Source organism: Cytobacillus kochii (assembly GCF_044790165.1).
Classification (GTDB): Bacteria; Bacillota; Bacilli; order Bacillales; family Cytobacillaceae; genus Cytobacillus; species Cytobacillus kochii.
This window is the reverse complement of the sequence record NZ_CP085254.1, coordinates 2,674,602-2,693,322: the sequence shown is the minus strand read 5'-3', so window position 1 is coordinate 2,693,322 and position 18,721 is coordinate 2,674,602. Positions and strand designations below refer to the sequence as shown.

Sequence of the window (18,721 nt, the reverse complement as noted above, 5' to 3'; positions counted from 1 at the left end):
GGGGAAGAAAATGGACCTAAACAAAATCGTCATTGTAGATGGCGTAAGAACAGCGATTGGAAGGTATGGAGGAACATTACGAAATATATCTTCTAGCTACTTAGCCTCCGATGTTATATCTGGCTTACTTAAACGTGTCAATGTGAGCCCATCGACTGTAGAAGAAGTCATATTAGGAGAAGTGCGACAATCTTCGCAATCATCCAACGTGGCAAGAGTAGCTGCTTTAAGAGCGGGCATTCCTGAAACTTCCCCCGCTTTTACTGTGAATCGATTATGTGCATCAGGCATGCAAGCCATCGCTTCAGGTATGCAACAAATTTACTCCAAACAGGCCAATGTTGTTATCGCAGGTGGTACGGAAAGTATGAGTAATTCCCCCATTTTTATTAGAGGCTCACGTTTTGGAGGTGACCAAACAATACTAGTGGATGCCAATAAAGAGAATGGTCAACAACCACAAGAAATTTATGGCGCTCATTTAGGGATGGGGGTGACAGCAGAAAATGTTGCCGAGCGATACAATATTGCTAGGGAAGATCAAGACCAGTTTGCATATGAAAGTCAGCAAAAGTATAAAAAGGCGCAAGAAATGAACGCATTTCAACAAGAAATCATCCCAGTAACAATACAAAACAAAAGAGAACAAATCACTTTCGCTCAAGACGAACATCCAAGACCGGAGACAAAACGAGAAAAGCTTGCCAGCTTAAAGCCGGTATTTAAAGAAGGTGGTAGCGTAACTGCGGGAAATGCGTGTGGAAGAAATGATGGCGCCTCAGCACTCTTGCTTATGACAGCACAAGAAGCTGATAAAAGGGGATTATCAGCAAAAGCAATGATTCATGATTGGACATCTGTCGGTGTTTCACCTGAAGTCATGGGGATTGGACCTGTACCGGCAATACGGAAGCTATTGGCAAGAACAAAGCTTAGTATCGCAGACATAGATTTATTTGAAATAAATGAAGCGTTCGCTTCTCAAGCCATTGCAGTACAAAGAGAGTTGATGCTACCACCTGAACGAATAAATATTAATGGCGGAGCAATTGCTCTCGGACATCCACTTGGATCAACCGGATCTAGAATTGTCGTTACTTTAATGCATGCACTAGCAAGAAAGAAGGGAAGATTTGGCATTGCCTCTCTCTGTGTCGGTGGCGGCCAAGGAATGGCTATGTTGATTGAAAACCTTCAAAAATAAGAAGGAGGAAATCTGATGTATGAAAACATTATTGTAAAAAAAGAAGGTCAACTTGCCTATATATATATTAATCTACCAGAAGTAAGAAATAGATTAAGTAAAGAAACGCTTAGTGAGATAAGGGATGCTCTTGTAGAAATTAAACATGATGGAGTGTCCCAGCTTGTTGTATTTACAGGAGAAGGAGACAAGGCATTTGCAGCAGGTGCAGACATTACCCAACTAAATGAGAAGGAAATGTTAGATGTTTTTGCAACAGGTAGTATGCAAGAGATTTATGATGAAATTGAAGCTTATGACATGCCGACAATTGCCATGATTAATGGTCTTGCCCTTGGCGGAGGATGTGAACTGGCATTAGCATGTGATATACGAGTGATGGCTGATCATGCCAAGATTGGTTTGCCAGAATTAAATTTGTCAATTATCCCAGGTGCAGGTGGTACGCAAAGGCTATCGCGAATTGTTGGAAAAGGAAAGGCGTTAGAAATGATTCTATTAGGAAAATTTCTTTCCGCTGAGGAAGCAATGACACATGGCTTAGTAACAGAAGTTGTCCCATTGCAATTTTTGAAGGATAAAGTAGATGAGATAGCAGAGCAAATTTTAGCTAAAGGTCCATTAGCGGTTAAGCTCGCTAAAATGGCTGTACAATATGGTGCAGAAACCGATCAAAAAACAGGACAAATAATTGAGAAATTAGCACAAGCAGTTTTATTTGCAACAGCGGATAAAAAGGAAGGAACAAAAGCTTTTATGGAGAAAAGAAAACCTGTTTTTACTTCAAAATAAACTCATCCTGCCCGGGGGTCAAATCCCTGGCAGGATGAAATAAATGATTATCTTGGCTTAATCGTGCTGTTTAATAAACTTTATCACCATTAAAGATTGAGTTTTTTACTACTACATAATCTACATTGCGGATACTCTCCAGCCTATTTCCACCAGCATAAGAAATAGAAGATTGTAAATCTTGTTCCATTTCTTTTAATGTATCCACAAGAGAACCTTTATGCTCGACGTACATTTTTTTGCCTTCAACATTTTTACGTTCGCCTTTTTGGAATTCAGAGGCTGAACCGAAATATTCTTTGAAGAGCTTACCATCTTTTTCAATTGTTTCACCAGGTGATTCTTCATGACCAGCAAACAATGAACCGATCATGACCATTGATGCGCCAAAACGGATAGACTTTGCAATATCGCCATGTGTTCTAATCCCACCATCAGCAATAATAGGTTTGCTTGCTGCTTTTGCGCACCAACGAAGTGCAGCTAATTGCCAGCCACCAGTACCAAAACCAGTTTTTATCTTTGTGATACAAACTTTTCCTGGCCCAATACCTACTTTTGTTGCGTCTGCACCGGCATTCTCTAATTCACGGACAGCTTCAGGTGTACCTACATTACCAGCAATAACAAAAGCATCAGGCAAATGTAATTTAATATGTTGAATCATTTGAATGACTGCATTGGAATGCCCGTGAGCAATATCGATTGTAATATAATCAGGTACAATTTTTTCATAAGCTAATTCTTCAATAAAACCATATTCTTCTTCTTTTACACCAACACTAATAGAAGCAATGAGTTCACGTGCATGCATATCCTTAATAAAGTTTTTACGCGTCTCAGGTTGGAAGCGGTGCATGACATAAAAATAACCGTTTTCAGCAAGATAAGTAGCAATTTTTTCATCGATAATTGTTTGCATATTTGCAGGAACAACTGGGAGTCTGAATTTATGTTTTCCGAGCGTTACAGCCGTATCACACTCAGAACGACTAGTCACAATACATTTAGCAGGAATTAATTGAATGTCTTCATAATCAAATACGTTTTCCATAGCTAGCACCTCAAAATACGAATATTATATTGGGTTAACATATTAATTGTTCGCCCATTACGTAATTTACATCATTTTATCCAACTTGTCAAAGGTTATCTCTAGAAAAAAGCTAAATGTTAGAATTAATTAAAATTTTCGAAGTCAAGGAAAAAGATAGGAACCTAAACACTTAGAATGATTTTTAATAATAATAATCGTTGTAGTCACTTATACTAGGAGAATATATGCTGAATAGTATGATAATGGCGATTTTTTTGATAATATATATAAAATGGAAATTTATTTCATCTCAGATTCCCGTCCATTTTACAAAAGAGTATGAAGGGGGCGAAGGAAATGGAAGCGGTTTCAAAAGGTCAGCTTTTATGGCAACCGAGCGAAAAGGAGATAGAGAAAGCAGGGGTAACAAAATTTCTTCATTGGATCAGAAACGAAAAGAAGCTCGAAATAAATGATGTCCATCATTTGTGGAAATGGTCAGTTGATGAATTAGAATTATTCTGGGGGTATGTTTGGGAATATTGTCAAATCATTTCATATACGCCATACTCACATGTCTTACAATCTCGAAAAATGCCAGGAACTAGATGGTTTGAAGGCTCCTCATTGAATTATGCTGAGCATGTGTTCAGAAATGATAGAGGTGATGAAACAGCCCTTATTTTCCGATCAGAAATGGAAGATATAAAGGAAATTTCCTGGAAAGAATTAAGGGGAAAAACGGCTTCACTAGCAGGTTATTTAAAAGAGATAGGTGTAAAAAAGGGAGATCGTATCGTTGGTTATATGCCTAATATCCCTGAGACGATTATTGCTTTTTTAGCATGTGCGAGTATTGGAGCAGTGTGGTCTTGTTGTTCACCTGATTTCGGTATGGAAAGTGTTGTGGAACGGTTCAAACAGATTGAGCCGAATGTACTCATTGCAGTGGACGGTTATGTATATAATGGCAAAACATCAGACCGAGTTGAACAAGTGGCTCACTTACAGAATGCACTACCAACTTTGAAGCGAACCGTGTTGTTTAAGAGCATAAAGAGTGATAATAAACGGTTAAATCCACAGAAAACAATCGACTGGCAAGAAGTAATGAAAAAAAAGAGTGAACTTGTTTTTGAACCAGTGCCTTTTAATCATCCTTTATGGATTTTATTTTCATCTGGAACGACAGGACTGCCTAAACCGATTGTACACAGTCAAGGAGGCATTGTACTTGAACATTTAAAAGTATTAGTCATTGAAGAAGGGGTTACAAACGAAGATGTATTTTTTTGGTTTACGACAACGGGTTGGATGATGTGGAATTTACTTGTCGGTGGCCTTTTAACAGGTGGAAAGATTGTTTTATATGATGGTAGCCCAATGTACCCGAAACCCGATGTTTTATGGGAATTAGCCGAAAAAACAAAAGTAAGTTTCTTTGGCACGAGTGCTGCTTTTATACAGGCAAGTTTAAAATTAGGAATTAAACCAAGAGAAAAGTATATATTCCCCCATTTAAAAGCCATTTGTTCCACAGGTTCTCCCCTAAGTATAGACGGTTTTAATTGGGTATATAACGAGGTTAAACAGGATGTGTGGTTAGCCTCTGTAAGTGGAGGTACAGATGTATGCACAGCTTTTATTGGAGGTTCCCCCGTTTTGCCTGTTCGTGCTGGAGAAATTCAAACTAAGGCTTTAGGAGTAAACGCCCAAGCTTTTAATGACGATGGAAAGCTCATACTTAATGAGGTAGGGGAATTAGTGATTCTTAATCCAATGCCATCGATGCCAATTTATTTTTGGAATGATGAAGGTGATAAGCGTTACAAAGAAAGTTATTTTAGTACTTTTCCGGGAATTTGGCGTCATGGAGATTGGATTCAGTTTGATGATAAAGGGAGATCCGTTATCTTTGGCAGATCAGACTCAACCATTAATAAACAAGGCGTTCGCATAGGTACTAGTGAAATTTATCGAGCAGTCGAAAGTATAGAGATTGTGAGCGATAGCTTAGTAGTGGATTTAGAAACCCTGGAAGAAGATTCATATATGGCTTTATTTGTAGTGTTAAAGCGAGATCAACTACTCGAAGATGGACTCATTTCACATATTAAAGATGTCATACGGCAACAAGTTTCACCACGCTTTGTTCCAAATGAAATTATTGCTGTGGAGCAAGTGCCGAGAACATTGACCGGTAAGAAGATGGAAGTACCGATTAAAAGGATATTATTAGGTCATCAGCCAGAGAAAGTGATTAATGTTGGTTCAATGGCTAATCCAGAAATACTTAAAACGTATATTGAATTTGCTCATAAAAGAAGGGCAATCAATCATTAGGTTTTCAATTGGTGAAAGGAATGGATAGTACTTTTCTTTCACCATTTTTATCAATATTGTTCCGAGGAAGTAGCATACAAAAAGGAGGACTGGCTTAAATTGAAAAAAATTAAAACAAGTATTGTTGTTCGTGAGAGTGATATAGATGAACTTGGTCATATGAACTATTTGAAATATTTCAACTACTTCGAATGCGGTATTGATGACTGGTTTTTAGCGCTTGGTCTAACGAATCAATATTTACAATCAAGACATATCGGTTGCGTTGTAAAGAAAGTGGAAAGTGAATATATAAAAGAGGCATTAGTGGGAGAACTGTTAGAGATTACGACAACATTAAAGAGAGTGGGTCATACGAGTTTTGTCATTTCTCAACAAATGGCAACAAGAGATCAAAAAATCATCGCAACAAGTGAAAAGGTTTTTGTTATGTTCCATTTGCAAACAAGAAAAGCAATTCCAGTAATCAAAACGATTACCTCTGCCTGTTAGTGACTTATTTATGTGTCACTTTGTTTTTCAAGTTCTAATTCAAAATCACATAAAGCGGTGACTGCAAAACTAACGAGCATAATAATCCATAGCTCTGCACCATTGAGGGTTTGTGATTGATAACATTCTGTTAATAAAAAAGTAATTCCACCAATTGATAATACAGTGAAAATACTCCCTGCAATATAAAAGATGACTGTTTCACTAGATGGCTTTGCCATGATCCATACTCCTCTTTATTTTAATCACTTCGTTATAATTGAATCAAAACAATAGTAATATATTGCATTTTTCATATTGTAACATGTAACCGGATTAGATGGAGTTATTTTATTGACCTATTTTAAAAATAATGATTTCTTTATTTGATGATACAATGGTCACAGAATAGTCATAAAAACAGTAAGAAATGCATATGTAAACATCTATAGTTATACAGGAACTTTAGATATACTGGAAGTATCATTTTATTTCCAATCGTTGGGTGATGATATAGTCAAAAGGAAAAAGATAAACAGAAAAAAGCCGTTTCTTATAAAGAAACGGAAAATGAGACTATGGATGAGGATAATCTTGCAAAATACAATATATAGTGATTATTGAAGTTAAATTTAACTATATATTGTTATTTTGATTCTAGCATACATGAACAATTTCAGCAATTATCATTTGCTAGAAAAAATGATTGATTTTCTTATTATTTTTTGTATGATTGAAAGATAAAAAGACTTTTTGTTAGTGGAAAGGAGAGAGGTATTGAATATTACTGATTTATTAAGTGAAGAATCAATTCTTCTCTCACTTGAGGAAGTGACAAAAGTAGAAGCGATAACTGCGTTAGTCGATACGCTATACAGTGATGGTGGTATAAAGGAAAAAGGACTTTTCCTTGCTGATGTGCTTAAACGAGAAGCGCAAAGTACTACAGGTATAGGCAACGGCGTTGCAATTCCCCATGCAAAATCTAGGGCAGTCACACAAGTTGGTATTGCTTTAGCAAGGAGTCATGGAGGGATAGAGTTTAACTCTTTAGATGGTGAAAAAGCCCATCTTATCTTCCTTATTGCTGTTCCGGAAAACGCCGATGAACTCCATTTGGATATATTAGCTAAGTTATCCACCATTTTAATGAACAAAGAAACTCATTTCAAACTAATGACGGCAGAGTCAAAGAGTGATTTACTCTCGATTATTAGTGAATTGGATAAAGATGATACTAGAAATGAAACTTATGAAACGAATGAAGAGACTCCATTTATTTTAGCAGTTACAGGTTGTCCAACAGGGATAGCTCATACTTATATGGCGGCTCATTCCTTAGAGTCAGCTGCCGCCACTTTGCATATTCCTCTAAAAGTCGAAACAAATGGAGCTGCTGGGGTTAAGCAACATATTACAAAGGCTGAAATAGAAAAAGCAACTGCCATTATTATTGCAGCCGATACAAAAGTAGAGTTGGAGCGATTTAGTGGCAAACATATGGTGCAAGCCTCTGTTGCAGATGGTATGAGTAAACCTTTTCAGTTATTAGAAAAAGCTGTTTCACAAGATTGTGATATATATGACCATAATCATGTAAATAAAAATAGTAAAACTTGGTCAAGAGAGCTTTATCAACATGTGATGAATGGGTTATCTAATATGCTCCCCCTTGCCATTGCAGCTGGATTTTTATTGTCATTAACGATTTTTAGTTCAGATTTTCGTCATCAATTTTGGGAGATTCTCTCTTTTTTCGGTGATCAAACAATTATTGTTTTATTAATGCCTATATTTGCTGGCTATATTGGTAAAAGCATTAGTGATCGCCCAGGATTTGCTCCAGGAGCAATTGGTGGTTTATTCGCTGCAATGAATGGTTCAGGCTTGATTGGTGGGATATGTGCAGGTTTAATCGGTGGGTTCATTATTAATCGTTTAAAGAAATGGACGAATTATTTACCATCTTCTATCACAGCGATGTCGAACATTATCATTTATCCTGTCATCGGCATTTTGATGACTTTATTGGCGATGTTTGTATTATTACAACCATTAACCTGGTTAACACAATCCATTACAACATTATTCCAAACGATGACGACACCTTTGTCTATCTTGATTGGTGCGATGTTCGGACTATTAATGGCCATTGACCTAGGTGGTCCTATTAATAAAATGACTTATTTGGTTGGTATTGGATTTATGTTAAATGGTGTATACGAACCATTAGCTGCTATTATGGTTGGTGGAATGGTTCCCCCACTTGCCATTGCTTTTGCGACGAGTATTTTTTATTGGAAGTTCTCTAAAAATGAACGTTTATATTATCGTACAAATTATGTAAAAGGTTTTTTGTTTATGACTGAAGGAGCGATCCCTTTTGTCGAGCGAAATAAAAAGGCGTATATACCACCAATTCTCCTTGGTTCTGCTATTGCAGGTGCGTTGTCGATGGCAACACATACAGGGATTGCGATTCCTCATGGAGGAGTATTAGTTACACCTTTTGTGTTCGGTTCTTCTCTTTCCTTTTTGTTGGCCATTGCGGTAGGTAGTCTTTTTGCTGCTTTGTTGCTAGGAACCATCAAAAGAAAACCTAAAGTAGAATAGGTGGATAGGCTCAATTTTCAAAAAGAGAACATGTGTTCTTATATTTTTGTGAAAATATGTTATAATGGAAGAGCGATAGTGTTCACAAGGGTGGTCGGCTAACCCCGTAGAAAGGGGGTGAGGCCTTTTGACAGTATTTGAATCTCTAATGTTGATGATTTCATTTACAACACTGATTATGGCGGTCTTAGCTTTTAATCATAAAAAATAGACCCCCCTTGAGCCTTTAAACTTTTAGGGTGAGGTCTACGTCAAACTTATTTGGCCGTCCCCTTTTAGGACGAACCTATTGCAGATGGCCACAGGTGCTGCAACACCTGTGGTCATTTTTATACGTAATATATAATAAAATCATATCATATGAGTGTTCAGTTGTCACGGGTTTATCTTCTGTGTTCCTTATGATTTCGGCTTAATTGCTAAGAAGGTTGCTAATGCAGCTATCAGTAAAATAAGACTAAAGATATAGAACATCCAATTTTCTGCATGCTTTAACAATAATGCCGTAATAGGTGGTCCTGCTGCAACACCAATAAAACGCATAGAGCTATAAATAGAAGATATCGTCCCTCTTTGCTCTTTTTCAATGCCTTCAGTAATCATTGCATCCAAACAGGGCAACGCCGCTCCGATACCAATCCCGCATAACAGAAACAGCATAATCATAAACCAAAGTTGGTCATTTAAGCTTAGTAATGCTACAGAGATCATTGCTCCTAAACAACTTACAAATATCATCCACTTCATCAATATTTTGTTTTGCTTAATTAACTTTCCTGTAATATAGGAAGATGCACAGAGTGAACATAAAGGTAATGCCAGTAGCAGACCTTTTTTTATATTTTTTATATGATAGCTTTTCTCTAATAAATCGGATAAATAAAATAATATCCCGAATAGAACAAGCATGAGGATTGCACCAATAAGAAAAATGGCATATAACCATTTTCCTTTTTGTGTAAAGATGTCTTTTATATGCTGAAAAAATTCCTTAAAAGGAATAGGTTCTTCTCGCTTATTGGGTGTTTTTACGAGAAACAGCATTAAGATAATCGAACATAAACAAAAAACAGGAATTGAAAAGAAAGGTAAAAACCAAATTACCCCAGCAAGCAAAGCTCCTAAAATGGGACTTAATACTTTTCCGAAAGTATTGGAGGTCTCGATTAAACCTAACGAACTACTTACATCATCATCATTTTTAAACATATCTCCAACTAATGGCATGACTATTGGTTGAGCTCCGGCAGCTCCTACCCCTTGAAGGGCTCTTCCAATCAAGATGACCGTATAGGGATTTTCCAACTTCCATGCAGCCCAACCAGAAACAATTCCACCAATTCCTGCAATCAACAGACTAGGGATAATGACTTTTTTTCTTCCAATATGGTCAGAAAGATAACCGGCAATCGGGATGAGAAAGATTGCGACAATGGAATATATTGTGATGATCATACTTACTTGGAAAGAATTAATTGATAGTTTTTTTTCCATAACTGGTAAGACAGGTATGAGCATAGAATTTCCAAGGGTCATGACAAGTGGGATGGAAGAAATAGATAAAATAGCCCATTTTTGGTTATTCTTTTTATTTTGTTTTTTATTTTTACTCGTCTTTTTTTGTATGGCTTGTTCAATATGGTCCATGGTTAACTCACTTTCAATTGTTTTTACCCTCACAAACACTATTTATTAATATGAACGAAATGAACAGAAAGTATGGCTACAATTTTGTTTTTTCTTAACTAGTAAAAATTAGTAATAAAAGCTAAAATGAAAGGTAGATAAAGGGGGCTGGAAATTGAGAATTGTATCTTTAAGTAAAGGTAAACCTAAAGATTATCTATGGAAAGAAAAGCATGAAACATCTGCTATCGGTAAAACACCTGTAAAAGAACTCTTTTTAAAAAAAGATGCGATTGAAGGTGACGGAGTAGCTAATTCAGATTTTCATGGTGGGATTGACAGAGCATTATGTCTTTATCCGTACGAACATTATGAAAAATGGCAAAAGGCATTTAACCGTACTTTTATGCTTCCTTCTTTTGGTGAAAATATTAGTACAACAAATATGACTGAGAAGGAAATATATATTGGAGATGAGTTTGCAATTGGTGAAACGATTGTTGAAGTGACACAAGGGAGAGTTCCTTGTTCAACCATCTCAAAATTTAATGGTGAAGATCAATTACTAAAAAAGGTTTTTCAGACGAATCATACAGGTTATTTTTTCCGTGTGTTAAAAGAGGGAACGATTAACCTTCAGTCAGAAATTCAATTAGTCGAAAGAAAGCAATCGCAACTGTCTGTATGGGATGCGACTGATATTATACTACATAAACTTAAAGATATTGAAGCAATGGAAAAACTGTTGAATGTATCGGGGTTATCGCAAGAGTGGACAGAAATTTTAGAAAAAAGATTAAAAAATAAACGAAAACCTATTGACAATTAAAAGAATCAGGCATATCATATGTAACAAATAAAGACGTAAGCAATGACGAAGAGTAGTATCTTATATATGCTCATTTTTAGAGAGCTGATGGTTGGTGGGAATCAGTGGGTGATATAAGTGAATGGACTTCCGAGCTTCCAGACCGAACCTTTATAACTAGTAGGCTCTGGCGAATGTCTCATCGTTAAAAGAGATAAATACGAATTTGTTATTCGTATTTGTTAAGTGAGTTGTAATTTACAGCTAATAAAGGTGGCACCACGGGTCTCTCGTCCTTTTTAATAAGGAGAGAGGCCCTTTTTCGTTTAATTTCATAAGAAAATCGTTGATCAAGAGTAGTATATTTATCGTTAATCACATAAGAGAGCCGGTGTTGGTGGGAATCCGGTGTGATCGATAAATGGAATGGACTTGTGAGAGGTACCCTGAAAAATGTAAGTAAGGGACACGGGATTCCGCCGTTAAAAGGATAGAGTATCGATTTTGACATCTGTACTTGAAAAAGAGAATGTCCACATGGACATTCTGAACCTGAGGTGGCACCACGCATCTATATAGATACGTCCTCTATACCTAAAGCTATTGAGCGTTTATGGTATAGGGGATTTTTTGCGTTAAAATTCGATTTATTATTGATAAGGAGAAGTGAAGAAATGAATCAGACTTTAGAAACCCTGGTTATTTTAGAAGTCAATGACGGTGATTTATTAACACCAATTGCCATTTATCAAAAGCTTTCAGGTAAAAAGAAATTTTTGTTTGAAAGTTCTTTAAAACATGAAGACGCTGGTAGATTTTCTTTTATCGGCTGCAATCCCGTTTTAGAAGTGCAAGGAAGTGCAAGAACTACGGTTATACTCTCAGAAAATGAGAGAGAAGAAGTAAAAAATAAACCGTTAGAAGTAGTCAAAGAGCAAATGAAAAAAATTGGCATTCATAAATCTCAACAATTCCCTTTTATTGGTGGTGCCGTGGGGTTTGCTGGTTATGATGTCATAAGACAATATGAAGAAATAGGCGTTGAAATACAGGATGATTTGCATATTCCCGAAGTACATTTCATGTTCTTTGAAGAAGTGATTGTTTTTGACCATTTAAAGCAAAAATTATATTTAGTAGGCGTACCTATCGTATCAAATAAGAGGCAACTAGAAGAAAAATTAAGTAAGCGCAAGGTAGAGCTATTTTCTATGGAGCAAAAAATGGGTGAAAAAGCGCGAATCAGTCAATATAGACCATTAATGAGCGAAGATGCCTTTATCTCAAAAGTAGAAAAAGCAAAGGAATATATAAAAGCGGGAGATATTTTTCAAGTAGTATTATCCCAGCGGTTACAAGCAGAAATAAGTGGAGATCCTTTTGATTTTTACCGAAAACTCAGAATTGATAATCCTTCTCCATATATGTATTACTTGGACTTTGGTGATTACAAAGTAGCGGGGGCTTCGCCAGAGAGTTTAGTAAAGGTGAATCAGCACAAAGTAATGACCAATCCAATTGCCGGCACAAGGCCTAGAGGGAGAAGTAATTTAGAAGATGATCTGTTAGCAAAAGAGCTCAAGCAAGATGAGAAAGAGGTGGCAGAGCATCGAATGCTTCTTGATCTTGGGAGAAATGATTTAGGTAGAGTATGTGAATTTGGGACGATTAGCATTCGGAAATATATGAATATTGAAAAATATAAACATGTGATGCATCTCGTTTCTGAAGTAGAGGGGCAGTTAAAGAATGAATGTACAAATATTGATGCCCTTATTTCTTGCCTGCCAGCTGGTACAGTATCAGGTGCACCAAAAATAAGAGCGATGGAAATTATCAATGAATTAGAGGAAACAAAAAGAGGGATCTATTCCGGAGCCATTGGTTATTTATCGACAAACGGTAATATGGATTTTGCTCTTGCTATTCGAACGATGGTAGCAAAGGATGGGAACGCATATATTCAGGCTGGTGCAGGAATTGTTTATGATTCGATTCCTAAAAAAGAATATGAAGAAACGATTCATAAATTAAAGGCATTTCTGGAGGCAAACAAATGATTTTATTAATTGATAATTATGATTCATTTACTTATAACTTGTATCAATATTTAGGAGAACTAGGGCAAACGGTCGTAGTGAAACGAAATAACCAAATAACTGTCGAAGAAATTCGTTTATTAGATCCGACTCATATCATTTTGTCACCTGGCCCTGGGCGCCCAGAAAATGCAGGGATATGTGTGGAATTGATTCAACAATTACATCAAGAATACCCCATTTTAGGTGTTTGTTTAGGTCATCAAGCAATTGGATATGCATTCGGAGGTGAAATCACTGAAGCGAAGAAAATTATGCATGGAAAAACCTCAAACATGATGCATACGGGTGGGGGGGTATTTCAATATATGAGTCAACCGCTCGTAGTGATGAGGTATCACTCATTAGTCATCAAATCAGGTAGCCTTCCAGGGTACTTCAACATTTCAGCACGTTCACTAGAGGACGGCGAAATAATGGCTATTAAGCATGAAGCATTTGATTTATATGGATTTCAATTTCACCCTGAATCCATTGGTACATTACAAGGACAAAAGATGTTGAGACATTTTATTGAAAACACTAAAAGGAGAGAGAATGATGAAAGAAATTCTGCTGCAATTAACCAATAGCATTTCATTAACGGAAGAAGAAATGATAGAAGCTGTACAATATCTGTTTTCACCAGATATTACAGATAGTGAAATTGCTGCCTTTCTTGTTAGCTTAAAAGCAAAAGGAGAGACGGTTAATGAAATCGCAACATTTGTAAAAACATTAAGAGCTCATGCGCTAACCTTTGATACATCTATTCCTCATTTAATGGATAATTGTGGTACTGGAGGAGATGGTTCAAAAAGCTTTAATATTAGTACCACTTCTGCTTTTGTTATAGCTGCAAGCGGTATTCCTGTCGCGAAACATGGAAATAGGAGCGTATCAAGTAAAACGGGCAGTGCGGATGTCTTGGAACATTTAGGGATTCGTCTTGATTTATCACCACGACAAATTGAAGGAATATTAGAAAAGATTGGCATATCATTTTTATTTGCACCTAATGTTCATCCGCAAATCAAGAGAATTATGAAAGTGAGACAAGATTTAAGAATTCCGACAACATTCAATTTATTAGGTCCGCTAATTAATCCAATGAATTTAGAAAATCAATTATTAGGCATTTATAAAAGAGATGCTGTTGAAATGTTTGCGGAAGTCCTTCAAAAGCTAGGGCGAAAAAGAGCGGTCGTTATCAATGGAGCAGGCTATATGGATGAAGCTTCTTTACAAGGTGAAAACTATTTAGCTATTTTAAAAGACGGAAACATTCAAACCACTATGCTTCATCCTGAAGAAGTGGGTTTACAAGTATATGCGAATGAAAAAATTCGTGGTGGTTATGCAAAAGAAAATGCAGACATTTTACTTCGGGTCTTAGACGGAGAAAAAGGGGCGTATCGAGAAACCGTTGCGCTTAATGCTGGGATAGGTATTTTTGTTGGTGGAAGAACTGAATCAATTAAGGAAGGCGTGCGACTTGCTTTAGAAATCATTGATTCAGGCGCAGCCATGGAAAAGTTAGAGCAACTAAAAACATTAAGTGTTCAATCTACAGAAAAGGTGATATAGACTCATGACAATCTTAGATCGTATCATTTCAGAAAAAAGACGAACTTTATCAAATTTAGCCTATTCCGGAAATAGTCGAAGGAACGGAACTACACGCTCTTTATTAAAACAATTAGAAAAAAATAAACCTGTGATTATCGCTGAATTTAAACGAGCATCTCCTTCTAAAGGAATCATAAATAATCTATTACAACCTGACGAGCAAGCCTGTTTATATGAGCGCTTTGGTGCTGATGCGATGTCTGTTCTGACCGATACCCCATTTTTTAAAGGAAATTTTACAGATTTAACAACTGTTTTTGATGCGGTATCGCTACCTTTATTATGTAAAGACTTTATTATCGATGAAAGGCAAATCGTTTATGCCAAAAATCATGGGGCAACAGTTATTTTATTGATTGTTGCAGCATTAACGAAAGATCAGTTAAAACAACTCTTTCATTTTGCAATCAATGAGGGTCTTGAGGTTTTGGTCGAAGTACACAATAAAGCTGAAGCAGAAAGGGCAATAGCATTAGGTGCTGAAATCATTGGTGTGAATAATCGTGATCTTCATACATTTGGTGTGGATTTGCAGGTAACGGAATCACTCGCTCCACTTATAAAAGAATCAGGAGCGTTCTTAATTAGTGAGAGTGGATTAAAAACAGGGGAAGATGTAGCAAGAGTAATTAATGCTGGAGCAGACGGTATTTTAGTCGGGGAAGCATTGATGACATCTGAAAACTTAGAATTATTAATGAGGCAAATGAAAAAGACGCAAAATTTGGCTGGTGGATCGAAATGAAAGTGAAAATTTGTGGAATTGTTAGTGAGGAAATTGCACAGCAAGCAATAGTCTATGGGGCTGATGCCCTCGGATTTGTTTTTGCTGTAAGTAAACGTAGAATTTCTACCGAGAAGGCGAAAAAGATTATTAAAGGTTTGCCTATAAATGTATGGAAGGTCGGAGTCTTTGTTGATGAGCCAATAGAATCGCTTCTTCTCATAGCAAAAGAAGTAGGGTTAACACATGTGCAATTACACGGTGATGAATCGAAAAACTATTGCGCAGAAATTACATCTCATGGTTTTGAGGTAATTAAAGCGATACAAATGAAAGGCGAAAAAGATATCAACCTTATCTATGAATACGATGATGATTACATTCTTGTTGATAGTCCAAGAGGTAAATATCATGGCGGTAATGGAACGAGCTTTGATTGGACATTGCTGCAAGAAATGCAAAGAAAACACCCTAAATTAATTCTCGCTGGTGGTTTAACAGCAGAAAATGTTAAAGTCGCCATTTCACAATGTGCTCCCTTTATGGTTGATGTAAGTTCAGGTGTTGAAATAGATGGAAAAAAAAGTCCGAGTAAAATTAGAAGATTTATAGAAGCAACAAATTAAGAGGAGGAATAAAAATGACAACAACTACCCTACCAGATGAAAAAGGACATTTTGACACGTATGGAGGAAGATATGTACCAGAAACGCTTATGCAGGCCATCCTAGAATTAGAAAAAGAATATGAAAAAGCAAAAGTCGATCCTGCATTTCAAAATGAGCTATATGATTTATTAAGAGATTATGTTGGAAGAGAAACACCACTCTATTACGCGAAAAATTTGACAAAATACGCTGGGGGTGGAAAAATCTATCTCAAGCGCGAAGATTTAAATCATACTGGTGCCCATAAAATAAATAACTCTCTTGGGCAAGCATTATTGACTAAAAGAATGGGAAAATCAAAGGTTGTTGCAGAAACAGGGGCTGGTCAGCATGGTGTAGCAACTGCGACGGCTTGTGCGCTGCTTAATTTAGAATGTGTGATTTTTATGGGAGAAGAAGATATATTGCGTCAGCAATTGAATGTATTTCGGATGGAAATACTCGGTGCAAAGGTCATCAGTGTAAAGTCTGGAAGTGCAACTTTAAAAGATGCAGTTAATGAAGCATTAAGATATTGGGTGTCAAATGTAGAAGATACGCATTATATACTGGGCTCTGCTATGGGACCACATCCCTTCCCTAAAATTGTGAGAGATTTTCAAAGTGTGATTGGCCAGGAAACGAAAAAACAATTTATCGAAAAAGAAGCTAAACTTCCAGAAGCGATAGTGGCATGTATCGGCGGAGGGAGTAATGCAATTGGGATGTTTTATCCGTTTTTAGAAGATCGTGAAGTAAAACTTTATGGCGTAGAGGCTGCTGGCTTAGGACTTCATAGTGAAAAGCATGCAGCATCATTAGCGAAAGGCAAACCTGGTATTCTTCACGGAGCCTATATGTATCTCCTCCAAAATCAAGATGGTCAAATTCAAGAAGCCCATTCAATATCAGCAGGTCTAGATTATCCAGGGATCGGGCCTGAACATTGCTATTTACATGATATTGAACGAGTGAAATATGATGCCATTACCGATGATGAAGCACTGGAAGCGTTACAGGTGCTCTCGAAAACTGAAGGAATTATTCCGGCATTAGAAAGTGCCCATGCAATTAGTTATGCGATTAAACTTGCAAAAGAAATGGAGCCAACAGAACATATCGTTGTTTGTCTTTCGGGTAGAGGAGATAAGGATATGGAGGCTGTTAGATCGAAAATAGGGGGAGTAAAAGCATGAACCGCATCGAAAAAGTGTTCCAAACAATGAAAAAAGAAGGAAAAAAAGCATTTGTACCTTATGTAATGGCTGGGGACGGTGGCTTACCATCTTTGAAAGAAAAGTTAGTGTTTTTACAAGAAGCAGGAGCAACTGCCATTGAGATAGGTATCCCATTTTCTGATCCAGTAGCTGATGGTCCCGTTATTCAAGAGGCTGGTATTAGAGCTTTAAATACGGATGTTACCTTAAAAGAAATTGTAGAGTGTATGAGAGAAATACGACCAATAATCCATATTCCATTGATCTTTATGACGTATATGAACCCATTATTAGCTTATGGGCTGGAGCGGTTCTCGAGAGATATTCAAACATCCGGTATCGATGGATTAATCATTCCTGATTTACCTATTGAAGAAGAAGAGATTATCACTTCTTACTTAGATGAAGTTAAGATCGAATTGATTCGTTTAGTGACATTACAAAGTCCAATCGAAAGAATTGCGGAAATCACCAAGCGAGGTAAAGGTTTCGTCTACGCTGTTACCGTAAATGGCATTACTGGTACGAGAGCACAATTTGCTTCTCAGCTCTCAAGTCATTTAGAGAAAATAAAAAGTATAAGTCCACTACCTGTCTTAGCTGGATTTGGAATCTCCACACCAGAACATGTAGAAGAAATTCTTCAGTATTGTGATGGCGTCATTGTCGGATCAAAAATTATAGAGCTAATGGAAGCTGATAATTATGAACAGATCCGCACTTTGATTAACGCAACCAAGCTACCTATTGCTTGAAAAATGAAGTATGTTAAAGAGCCGATTGGCTCTTTTTTTTACCTAAAACTAACAACAGAAAAAGAACATAATTAACGACTGATAAATCAAAATATGATAAGGAGAAAAAATATTCCTGCGAAAGGAGAAAAAAATGCAATATGGTTTAGAAGACTACCAGAGCACACTTGAACAATATATAAAGGATATCGAGGCTCAGCTTTCTCACTTATCAAATATTAATATTGGCGTTGATTGTTGCATTTTAACCGAATTTGAACAGCTCCAACAAATTGTGTCTGATGCCCATAATTTAACGGCGATTTATTACTTGCAACATTATTTATCACCGTTTACAAACCATTTTTCTAGCATATCATTAGCGGGGCAAACACTATCGAACAAAGGTCACGGTGGTTTAATCATTATCGAGCGCGAAGTGGATGTTACGCCGTTTATCCATAATGGCATTCAAATCGATGCAAGGGTAAGTCAAGCTTTAATAGAAACGATTTTTTATCCAGGTGGTCCTGTACATGATGGAGGAACATTAATTCGTGGTGATATAATCATTTCAGCTGGAAATATTCTCCCTTTAACCAATAGGGAAGTGAATGGGCGCGTTTTAGGTACACGACACCGGGCGGCACTTGGTTTATCGGAACTTACGGATGCGGTTATCTTAGTTGTATCAGAAGAGTCTGGTCGTATTTCTTTTGCTTATAAAGGAGAGTTATTTGTTGTTCGTCCTTAAAATTATACATAGAAAAGCTCTAACTTGTACATATTACTCAAGGAA

General features: G+C 36.8%; 18 protein-coding genes and 2 other annotated features. Of the genes, 15 read left to right on the top strand and 3 right to left on the bottom strand.

Translation table 11 applies throughout. The features are described 5' to 3' along the window. Positions 1 to 10: 10 nt before the first annotated feature. Positions 11 to 1,204 carry a thiolase family protein gene (locus LG276_RS13785; protein WP_251161800.1) on the top strand — a complete coding sequence of 398 codons (1,194 nt, stop codon included), beginning with the start codon at positions 11 to 13 and terminating at the stop codon, positions 1,202 to 1,204. A 15-nt stretch (positions 1,205 to 1,219) separates the two neighbouring features. Then, positions 1,220 to 1,996: an enoyl-CoA hydratase/isomerase family protein gene (locus LG276_RS13780; protein ID WP_095372977.1), complete on the top strand. Its 777-nt coding sequence runs from the start codon at positions 1,220 to 1,222 to the stop codon at positions 1,994 to 1,996. A gap of 70 nt (positions 1,997 to 2,066) precedes the next feature. Here the strand turns inward: LG276_RS13780 and guaC are convergent, their stop codons facing one another. Next, entirely contained in the window at positions 2,067 to 3,050 is a 984-nt protein-coding gene (gene guaC, locus LG276_RS13775; protein WP_251161799.1) for a GMP reductase, read from the bottom strand. Positions 3,051 to 3,389: 339 nt separating this feature from the next. On the opposite strand from guaC, the gene LG276_RS13770 reads away from it, so the two are divergent. Together LG276_RS13770 and LG276_RS13765 are read left to right on the top strand one after the other, a co-directional pair. Beyond that, the gene (locus tag LG276_RS13770) at positions 3,390 to 5,375 is read left to right on the top strand and encodes an acetoacetate--CoA ligase (protein WP_251161798.1); all 1,986 of its coding nucleotides are present in this window, start codon (positions 3,390 to 3,392) and stop codon (positions 5,373 to 5,375) included. Between the two features lie 99 nt (positions 5,376 to 5,474). After that, positions 5,475 to 5,867 (top strand): thioesterase family protein, encoded by a 393-nt coding sequence (locus LG276_RS13765; protein ID WP_224938462.1) that lies wholly within the window; start codon positions 5,475 to 5,477, stop codon positions 5,865 to 5,867. 8 nt (positions 5,868 to 5,875) lie between these two features. On the opposite strand, the gene LG276_RS13760 is transcribed toward LG276_RS13765, so the two are convergent. Next, entirely contained in the window at positions 5,876 to 6,088 is a 213-nt protein-coding gene (locus tag LG276_RS13760; protein WP_095372981.1) for a hypothetical protein, read from the bottom strand. Positions 6,089 to 6,623: 535 nt separating this feature from the next. Between LG276_RS13760 and LG276_RS13755 the strand changes: the two genes are divergently transcribed. After that, entirely contained in the window at positions 6,624 to 8,459 is a 1,836-nt protein-coding gene (locus tag LG276_RS13755) for a fructose-specific PTS transporter subunit EIIC (protein ID WP_251161797.1), read from the top strand. Between the two features lie 148 nt (positions 8,460 to 8,607). Then, complete coding sequence (locus LG276_RS13750) at positions 8,608 to 8,670, top strand: hypothetical protein (protein WP_404294427.1); 63 nt, start codon at positions 8,608 to 8,610, stop codon at positions 8,668 to 8,670. Between the two features lie 188 nt (positions 8,671 to 8,858). Here the strand turns inward: LG276_RS13750 and LG276_RS13745 are convergent, their stop codons facing one another. Further along, the gene (locus tag LG276_RS13745) at positions 8,859 to 10,106 is read right to left on the bottom strand and encodes an MFS transporter (protein ID WP_095372983.1); all 1,248 of its coding nucleotides are present in this window, start codon (positions 10,104 to 10,106) and stop codon (positions 8,859 to 8,861) included. 154 nt (positions 10,107 to 10,260) lie between these two features. On the opposite strand from LG276_RS13745, the gene LG276_RS13740 reads away from it, so the two are divergent. The 9 genes from LG276_RS13740 to cdaS all read left to right on the top strand — a co-directional run bounded on the left by LG276_RS13740 (position 10,261) and on the right by cdaS (position 18,676). After that, on the top strand, positions 10,261 to 10,914 hold the full coding sequence (locus LG276_RS13740) for an MOSC domain-containing protein (protein ID WP_251161796.1): 654 nt from the start codon (positions 10,261 to 10,263) through the stop codon (positions 10,912 to 10,914). Positions 10,915 to 10,947: 33 nt separating this feature from the next. Continuing rightward, positions 10,948 to 11,194 (top strand) — a binding site (T-box leader). 36 nt (positions 11,195 to 11,230) lie between these two features. Continuing rightward, positions 11,231 to 11,485, top strand: a binding site (T-box leader). An 82-nt stretch (positions 11,486 to 11,567) separates the two neighbouring features. After that, the gene (gene trpE / locus LG276_RS13735) at positions 11,568 to 12,953 is read left to right on the top strand and encodes an anthranilate synthase component I (RefSeq protein ID WP_251161795.1); all 1,386 of its coding nucleotides are present in this window, start codon (positions 11,568 to 11,570) and stop codon (positions 12,951 to 12,953) included. Continuing rightward, positions 12,950 to 13,564 carry an aminodeoxychorismate/anthranilate synthase component II gene (locus LG276_RS13730; protein WP_095372985.1) on the top strand — a complete coding sequence of 205 codons (615 nt, stop codon included), beginning with the start codon at positions 12,950 to 12,952 and terminating at the stop codon, positions 13,562 to 13,564. Before trpE ends, LG276_RS13730 begins: the two co-directional genes overlap by 4 nt. Then, positions 13,533 to 14,558, top strand: coding sequence for an anthranilate phosphoribosyltransferase (gene trpD, locus LG276_RS13725; protein ID WP_251161794.1), 1,026 nt, complete (start codon positions 13,533 to 13,535; stop codon positions 14,556 to 14,558). Before LG276_RS13730 ends, trpD begins: the two co-directional genes overlap by 32 nt. A 4-nt stretch (positions 14,559 to 14,562) precedes the next feature. Further along, a complete protein-coding gene (trpC, locus tag LG276_RS13720; RefSeq protein WP_251161793.1) occupies positions 14,563 to 15,345 on the top strand; it encodes an indole-3-glycerol phosphate synthase TrpC in 783 nt (260 codons plus the stop codon). After that, a complete protein-coding gene (locus LG276_RS13715; protein WP_251161792.1) occupies positions 15,342 to 15,950 on the top strand; it encodes a phosphoribosylanthranilate isomerase in 609 nt (202 codons plus the stop codon). Before trpC ends, LG276_RS13715 begins: the two co-directional genes overlap by 4 nt. Positions 15,951 to 15,964: 14 nt before the next feature. Further along, a complete protein-coding gene (gene trpB / locus LG276_RS13710; RefSeq protein WP_251161791.1) occupies positions 15,965 to 17,167 on the top strand; it encodes a tryptophan synthase subunit beta in 1,203 nt (400 codons plus the stop codon). Beyond that, on the top strand, positions 17,164 to 17,943 hold the full coding sequence (gene trpA / locus LG276_RS13705) for a tryptophan synthase subunit alpha (protein ID WP_251161790.1): 780 nt from the start codon (positions 17,164 to 17,166) through the stop codon (positions 17,941 to 17,943). Before trpB ends, trpA begins: the two co-directional genes overlap by 4 nt. Before the next feature lie 133 nt (positions 17,944 to 18,076). Further along, the gene (gene cdaS, locus LG276_RS13700) at positions 18,077 to 18,676 is read left to right on the top strand and encodes a sporulation-specific diadenylate cyclase CdaS (RefSeq protein WP_251161789.1); all 600 of its coding nucleotides are present in this window, start codon (positions 18,077 to 18,079) and stop codon (positions 18,674 to 18,676) included. The last annotated feature ends 45 nt before the right edge of the window (positions 18,677 to 18,721 follow it).

Bases quoted from the DNA above. Each gene is read 5' to 3' on its own strand.
- LG276_RS13785 (WP_251161800.1), top strand. From the start codon at position 11: ATGGACCTAAACAAAATCGTCATTGTAGATGGCGTAAGAACAGCGATT.
- LG276_RS13780 (WP_095372977.1), top strand. From the start codon at position 1,220: ATGTATGAAAACATTATTGTAAAAAAAGAAGGTCAACTTGCCTATATA.
- guaC (WP_251161799.1), bottom strand. From the start codon at position 3,050: ATGGAAAACGTATTTGATTATGAAGACATTCAATTAATTCCTGCTAAA.
- LG276_RS13770 (WP_251161798.1), top strand. From the start codon at position 3,390: ATGGAAGCGGTTTCAAAAGGTCAGCTTTTATGGCAACCGAGCGAAAAG.
- LG276_RS13760 (WP_095372981.1), bottom strand. From the start codon at position 6,088: ATGGCAAAGCCATCTAGTGAAACAGTCATCTTTTATATTGCAGGGAGT.
- LG276_RS13745 (WP_095372983.1), bottom strand. From the start codon at position 10,106: ATGGACCATATTGAACAAGCCATACAAAAAAAGACGAGTAAAAATAAA.
- trpE (WP_251161795.1), top strand. From the start codon at position 11,568: ATGAATCAGACTTTAGAAACCCTGGTTATTTTAGAAGTCAATGACGGT.
- LG276_RS13730 (WP_095372985.1), top strand. From the start codon at position 12,950: ATGATTTTATTAATTGATAATTATGATTCATTTACTTATAACTTGTAT.
- trpD (WP_251161794.1), top strand. From the start codon at position 13,533: ATGAAAGAAATTCTGCTGCAATTAACCAATAGCATTTCATTAACGGAA.
- trpC (WP_251161793.1), top strand. From the start codon at position 14,563: ATGACAATCTTAGATCGTATCATTTCAGAAAAAAGACGAACTTTATCA.
- LG276_RS13715 (WP_251161792.1), top strand. From the start codon at position 15,342: ATGAAAGTGAAAATTTGTGGAATTGTTAGTGAGGAAATTGCACAGCAA.
- trpB (WP_251161791.1), top strand. From the start codon at position 15,965: ATGACAACAACTACCCTACCAGATGAAAAAGGACATTTTGACACGTAT.
- trpA (WP_251161790.1), top strand. From the start codon at position 17,164: ATGAACCGCATCGAAAAAGTGTTCCAAACAATGAAAAAAGAAGGAAAA.
- cdaS (WP_251161789.1), top strand. From the start codon at position 18,077: ATGCAATATGGTTTAGAAGACTACCAGAGCACACTTGAACAATATATA.